The organism is Pedobacter sp. (assembly GCF_035566355.1).
Lineage (GTDB): Bacteria > Bacteroidota > Bacteroidia > Sphingobacteriales > Sphingobacteriaceae > Pedobacter.
Genome location: NZ_DATMRL010000285.1, coordinates 1 through 6,352 on the forward strand (window position 1 = coordinate 1; position 6,352 = coordinate 6,352).

A 6,352-nucleotide genomic window follows, 5' to 3' on the forward strand; every position below is an offset into this window, starting at 1 on the left:
CGAACTGATATTATTAAATTGCAGGCCTAAAGAGGTTGTCTGAAACAGTACGATCATGCTGAATTTATTTCAGCATTCCGGACTTACGATTCAACCCTTACTTAAACGGGATGCTGAAATAAATTCAGCATGACGAACTGCTTAACCAGAACAAAAAAATAAGATGAAACGATATTTACTGTTCCTCATTTTCTCCATTACCTTCAGTCCCGCTTTCTCACAAGATAAGAAAGAAAGCCCAAAATGGGATGTTGAAAAATACAAAGGCACCACAAAAACCTTCAGCATCAGTACAGATGAAGGCACCTGGATGAACCTCGACGTTAGTCCCGACGGAAAAGATATTGTTTTTGACCTTCTAGGAGACATTTATATTATGCCCGTTAACGGTGGAACAGCTCAGCTGCTGAGCGGCGGTATCGCCTGGGATGTACAGCCCCGCTTTAGTCCAAACGGAAAATATATTTCTTATACCAGTGATAAAAACGGCGGCGACAACATCTGGATCATGAACCGCGATGGCTCTAATAAAAAACAGGTCACTAAAGAAAGCTTCCGTTTGCTGAACAACGCCACCTGGATGCCAAACAGCCAATATATAGTGGCCCGGAAACACTTCACAGGAACCAGATCACTTGGTGCCGGAGAAATGTGGATGTACAGCATTTATGGCGGTGACGGTGTACAGCTCACCAAAAGAAAAAATGACCAGCAGGATGCCGGAGAACCCAATATTTCACCAAACGGACGCTTCCTCTACTTTAGTGAAGACATGAGCCCCGGCCCTGATTTTGAATACAGCAAAGATCCTAACGGGATGATTTACGCCATAAGAAGACTCGACATGTCCACAGGCAAGCTCAGCAATCTGATTGCCGAACAAGGGGGCGCAGCCAGGCCGCAAATCTCTCCGGATGCGAAATTCATGGCTTATGTAAAACGGGTGCGTCTTAAATCTGCACTTTACATACAAAATCTCAAAACCGGAGAAGAATGGCCGGTATTTGAAGATCTTTCTCACGACCAGCAGGAAACCTGGGCCATCTTTGGTGTCTATCCCAATTTCGCCTGGACGCCCGATGCCAAAAGCCTGATCTTCTATGCAAAAGGAAAAATCAAAAAAGTAGATCTGGGCAGCCTTCAGGTTACGGAAATCCCCTTCCAGGTCAATAGTGAACAAACTGTGCAGGAAGCTCTTCATTTCCCGCAACAGGTGTACAGCAGTGAATTTACAGCCAAAATGATCCGCCAGCTCAAAACCTCTCCCGACGGCAAATGGGTGGTTTTCAATGCCGCAGGTTTTCTCTATAAAAAAGAACTCCCGGAGGGAAAACCGGAAAGATTGACCAATGGCCTGGATTTTGAATTTGAGCCTTCATTTAGCCCCGATGGGAAATATGTAGTCTTTACCACCTGGAGCGATGAATTCAAGGGTGCAGTAAAACGCGCAGATTTCAGATCCGGTAAAACCATTACCCTCACGGATGAAAAGGGCTTCTATTACTCCCCTTCTTACTCCTCAAAAGGCGATAAGATCGTATACAGAAAAGGAAGCGGCAATGATGTTCTGGGCTATTCCTATGGTAAAAACCCAGGCATCTACCTCATTTCCTCCAACGGCGGAAATAAAACACAGTTACTGGACAATGGCATTAAGCCACAATTCAATGCAGACGATAGCCGGATCTATTTCCAGGGCAACAGCAATGGTAAAAAAGCCTATAAAAGTGTAGACATCAACGGAGGAAATGAAAGAACACATTACACCTCTACTTATGCGACACAATTTGCACCAAGCCCTGATGGAAAATGGATGGCCTTTACCGAATTGTTCAACGTTTACATTACACCTATGGTTACAGTAGGCTCAGATCTTGACCTTTCTGCAGGTAACAAATCCATTCCGCTCAGCAAAATCACTAAAGACGGCGGTACCTATATCCACTGGAGCAACGACAGTAAAAAACTTTGCTGGACACTCGGAGAGAATTATTACAGCAAAAACATCAACACCATTTTCAGTTTTGCAGACAGTACAGTTCAAAACCCTTCAGCCACAGCAGAACTAAATGACAGTCCTGCGGATGAAACCCCCATCAACCTGGTGCTAAAAACCGATGTTCCAACAGGACTCACGGCCTTAAAAGGCGCCCGGATCATCACTATGAATGGCGATGAAGTGATAGAAGAAGGTACTATTCTGATTGAAAACAACAAAATCATCAATATTGGAAAAGCTGCAGAAATCTCTATTCCTGCAAATGCCCAGATCATCGATGTCACCGGAAAAACGATCATGCCCGGCATTGTAGATGTACATGCACACCTGCACACCAGCCCCGATGGCATCAGCCCTCAGCAAGACTGGTCTTACCTGGCCAACCTCGCTTTCGGTGTAACCACCTCTCACGATCCCTCCAGCAATACAGAAATGGTCTTCAGCCAAAGCGAAATGCTCAAAGCAGGCCGCATGGTTGGCCCTCGACTGTATTCTACCGGATCTATCTTGTACGGGGCAGATGGCGACTTCAAAGTAGTCATCAACAGCCTGGAAGATGCCCTGTCCAATTTAAGAAGACTTAAAGCCGTGGGTGCATTTTCTGTAAAATCTTACAACCAGCCCCGCAGAGAACAGCGCCAGCAAATTATAGAAGCCGCACGGCAACTTAAAATGGAAGTGGTGCCCGAAGGTGGATCTACCTTTTTCACCAATATGAATATGATTGCCGACGGGCACACCGGCATAGAGCACAGCATCCCGGTGGTTCCTGTCTACAAAGACGTTAAAAGCTTTTGGAACAATACCCATGTAGGCTATACGCCGACCTTAATCGTAAGCTACGGTTCTCAGTGGGGCGAAAACTACTGGTATGACCGCACCAACGTGTGGGAAAATGAAAGACTCCTGGCCTTTACACCAAGAGCCATCGTAGATGCACGCTCCAGAAGACGCAGCACCTCAGAGTATGGAGATTACGGTCATATCGATGTAGCCAAAGCAGTTAAGCAAATTGCAGATGGTGGCACAAAAGTAAATCTGGGTGCCCATGGACAGATTCAGGGCTTAGGTGCCCACTGGGAACTTTGGATGCTGGTACAAGGCGGTATGAGCCCGTTACAAGCCATTCGCTGCGCCACCATCAATGGTGCCGGTTACCTGGGCATGAATAAAGAAATCGGTTCACTGGAAAAAGGAAAGCTGGCAGATCTGGTCGTAATGGATTCCAATCCGCTCGACGACATCCGGAATTCTGAAAAGATCAAATATGTGATGGTGAACGGAAGGATCTACGACAGTATGTCCATGAACGAAATTGGAAGCCGGGATAAACTTAGAGGCAGGCTTTGGTTTGAACTCAATAAGAGCAATGGCTATACCTCACCAGCCGATGCTTCAGAAACCTGGACCTACACAGTACCGGAATGCGATTAGATCCAATCGCATTCCGATTTCTTATCTAATAAGTAAACACTTTTCCACCCACCATAACTTCCTGGGTAGCCTCATCAAAAGTGGCTTTCATCCCTGTTCTGGCCGAGGCATTGGTCATAATATTCGCAATGGAATGATAATAACCCGCCTCAACAGGTGCATTCGTTTCCTTCCGGCTGCGAATGCATTCCATCCAGTTCCGCATATGTGCAGACGTCAGTTTATCCCCACCTGTATTGGCAGAAGCCGCTACCTTTTCTGTGTTATCCGTCAGTTTCATTTCTGGCAGCAGATTGGCCTTCATATGCATAGCACTGGCAGGTCCCTCTTTAAGGCCTCCTTTTGGAGACACCATGTTGGTGTTCAGGTTCAGCTCGCCCCCGTTTGAATAATAGATCTCCGCAGGATTTTCATCACCATTATGCATCCTGGAAGAAAAAACCACCTGGAAACCATGATTAGGGTCTCCTGCCGGGCCATAATCAAATACAGCAGTAGTGGTATCCCAGTTCCGTCTCCCATCACGCCATTGGTAAATGCCTCCATTGGCGACCACACTTCTGGGGTGTTTTAAACCTGTAAACCAATGCACGGTATCAATCTGGTGTGACATCCACTGTCCCGGCATTCCAGACGAATAAGGCCAGAACAAACGGTATTCCAGGTATTTTCTCGGATCCCATTCTTCAAAAGGACGATTGATCAGGAAGCGCTTCCAATCGGTATCCTCCTGTTTCAATTTAGCCACCAGGTCTGGCCTGCGCCAACGCCCCGGCTGATTGACATTCCAGGTCAGCTCCACCATCGTAATATCTCCAAATTTACCCTCTTTAATAAACTGTGATGCCGCTTTATAATTATTTCCACTCCGCCGTTGCGAACCGATCTGTACAATCTGCTTAGATGCCTTGATCATTTTTAAAGCCGCCCGTGCATCAGCCATCGTTTCTGCAAAAGGCTTTTCACAATATACATCGCATTTTGCGCTCACCGCTTCCATAGCATGTACCGCATGCTGAAAATCTGCAGTACTTACAATCACTGCATCTATATCTTTTAAACTGTACAATTCTTCATTGTTCCGGCAGCCTGTAATGTCATGACCAAACTTACTTTTCAGGTGCTCCACGCCTAAACCTCTGCGGTAATTCCAGAGATCAGAAACCGCTACAATATCAAAATTGAGTTCCTTCTGATGGTTTAAAAAGCTGGGCAGCAGCGAATCTTTAAAGCGGTCAGAAAAACCAACCACCCCTACACGCACCCGGTCATTTGCACCTATAATATTACCATAACTCCTGGCACTTAAACCCATCGTTCCCAAATAGGTACCCGCAGCAGCAATAGCCGATTGTTTAATGAATTTTCTTCTCGATTCTATCATGTTTAAAGAGATTTAGAGGGTTTTAATTTTAATGCTTCTGAAAGACACTTTGTCACCATGATCCTGCAACAGGATATGACCTTTAGGTGCCATTCCAAAATTCTTCCAGTCCTTATATTTACTATCGGCCACAAGTGCCAGAAATTCTGCAGAACCACGTGTATATTCCAGAATCTTATACCCGTTTAACCAGTATTCAATTTTATTATCAGGAAAAACACGGATCAGGCCCCTGTTCCACTCTCCTATTTTCCGCTGTGCATTCGGAATCTTTTTACTGGTGATCAGATCGTACAATGAACCCAGTGTACGGTTTCCGTTTTTACCCAGTTTGGCATCCGGATGTCTTTCGTCATCCAGAATCTGGTATTCAGGGCCTATTGCAGAGCCTTTATTTCCCTCAGTTAGTGTTACAAAATATTTAACTCCGCTGTTGGCACCTTCGGTCAGTTTAAAATCGAACTTCAGCTCAAAAGCAGCATATTCCTTGTCCGTTACGATATCGCCGCCATTGGTAGATTCCGCACCATTGGATTTCTGAACACTCAGCTCGCCATTCTCTATCAGCCAGCCCTTTTCAGGAAAAGTACTTTTATAAGCGCCTCTCCATCCTTTAGTCGTTTTACCATCCCATAACAAGGAATAGCCTTCTGCTTTTTCCTGCGGAGAAAGATTATTTGGAATCAGGTTCACCACAAAAATATCATCCTGTTTAGAAGGCTTCAGGTTTTCTGTCTGGATCCTGATGTTCCGCCAGCGAATCTGCTTTCCGGGTGTATCATCCTTGCCGATAGCATGGACCTGTAAAGCAATAAACCCAATTGGTGTCATATCATCTACCAGGTTTGCAGCGGGAACCCCGTTCAGCCAGGTCCGGATAGAGTGCCCAATACATTCCACCCGGTATTTATTCCATCCCCGATTTTTAAATGCCATCTGTGCTTTAGGATTAATATCTAATGGATACAGCCATCCCCTTCTGGCTTCATCATAAATACCCGCACTAAACCTTCTGTCTGATGGGTCCACCTCTACCTGGTAACCATGAACACGGCCATTCTGGTAAGCTTCATTGCTTTCACTTCGAATCTGTATTCCCGAATTCATCGAATCATCCACCAGCAACTCCAGCTCCAGAATAAAATCTCCGTAGTTCTTTTCTGTGGCCAGGAAAGAATTGGGTGTACCAGATACCGTTGTTCCTATAATTTCTCCATTTTGGACCTCGTATTTTGCCTTCCCATTCAACTGCTTCCAGCCCTGCAGATCCTTTCCATTAAAAAGGTTCTGCCACTTTGCGGTTTGTGCATGTACAAGGGAAGAACTTCCCATGACCATAACCGCTAGGATTAATCCTATTGATTTCTTCATTTTGTGATCGTTTTTTTTATAGTGATTGATTTATTTACGCGCAAAATCTGCAGCCTCCGCATTAAGACTGGCTGCAGTTGGTTCTGTTCCTGAACTGATCTTTATCCGGTAACGAAAGGTTGTGGACGCTCCTGGCGCCAGATGCATACGGAGTTCTTGTTTAC

Annotated in this window: 3 protein-coding genes; 1 reads left to right on the plus strand and 2 read right to left on the minus strand. The window is 45.4% G+C overall.

Annotated features, from left to right (window positions below; all coding sequences use genetic code 11):
• The first annotated feature begins 163 nt into the window (after positions 1–163).
• A complete protein-coding gene (locus VNZ46_RS11225; protein WP_325560249.1) occupies positions 164–3,433 on the plus strand; it encodes an amidohydrolase family protein in 3,270 nt (1,089 codons plus the stop codon).
• A gap of 25 nt (positions 3,434–3,458) precedes the next feature.
• Here the strand turns inward: VNZ46_RS11225 and VNZ46_RS11230 are convergent, their stop codons facing one another.
• Positions 3,459–4,817, minus strand: coding sequence for a Gfo/Idh/MocA family oxidoreductase (locus VNZ46_RS11230; protein ID WP_325560250.1), 1,359 nt, complete (start codon positions 4,815–4,817; stop codon positions 3,459–3,461).
• A 12-nt stretch (positions 4,818–4,829) separates the two neighbouring features.
• Positions 4,830–6,188, minus strand: a complete 1,359-nt coding sequence (locus VNZ46_RS11235) for a DUF1080 domain-containing protein (protein ID WP_325560251.1) — start codon at positions 6,186–6,188, stop codon at positions 4,830–4,832.
• Between the last annotated feature and the right edge of the window lie 164 nt (positions 6,189–6,352).

Coding starts and splice junctions, on each gene's coding strand:
- VNZ46_RS11230 (WP_325560250.1), bottom strand. CDS start 4,817: ATGATAGAATCGAGAAGAAAATTCATTAAACAATCGGCTATTGCTGCT.
- VNZ46_RS11235 (WP_325560251.1), bottom strand. CDS start 6,188: ATGAAGAAATCAATAGGATTAATCCTAGCGGTTATGGTCATGGGAAGT.
- VNZ46_RS11225 (WP_325560249.1), top strand. CDS start 164: ATGAAACGATATTTACTGTTCCTCATTTTCTCCATTACCTTCAGTCCC.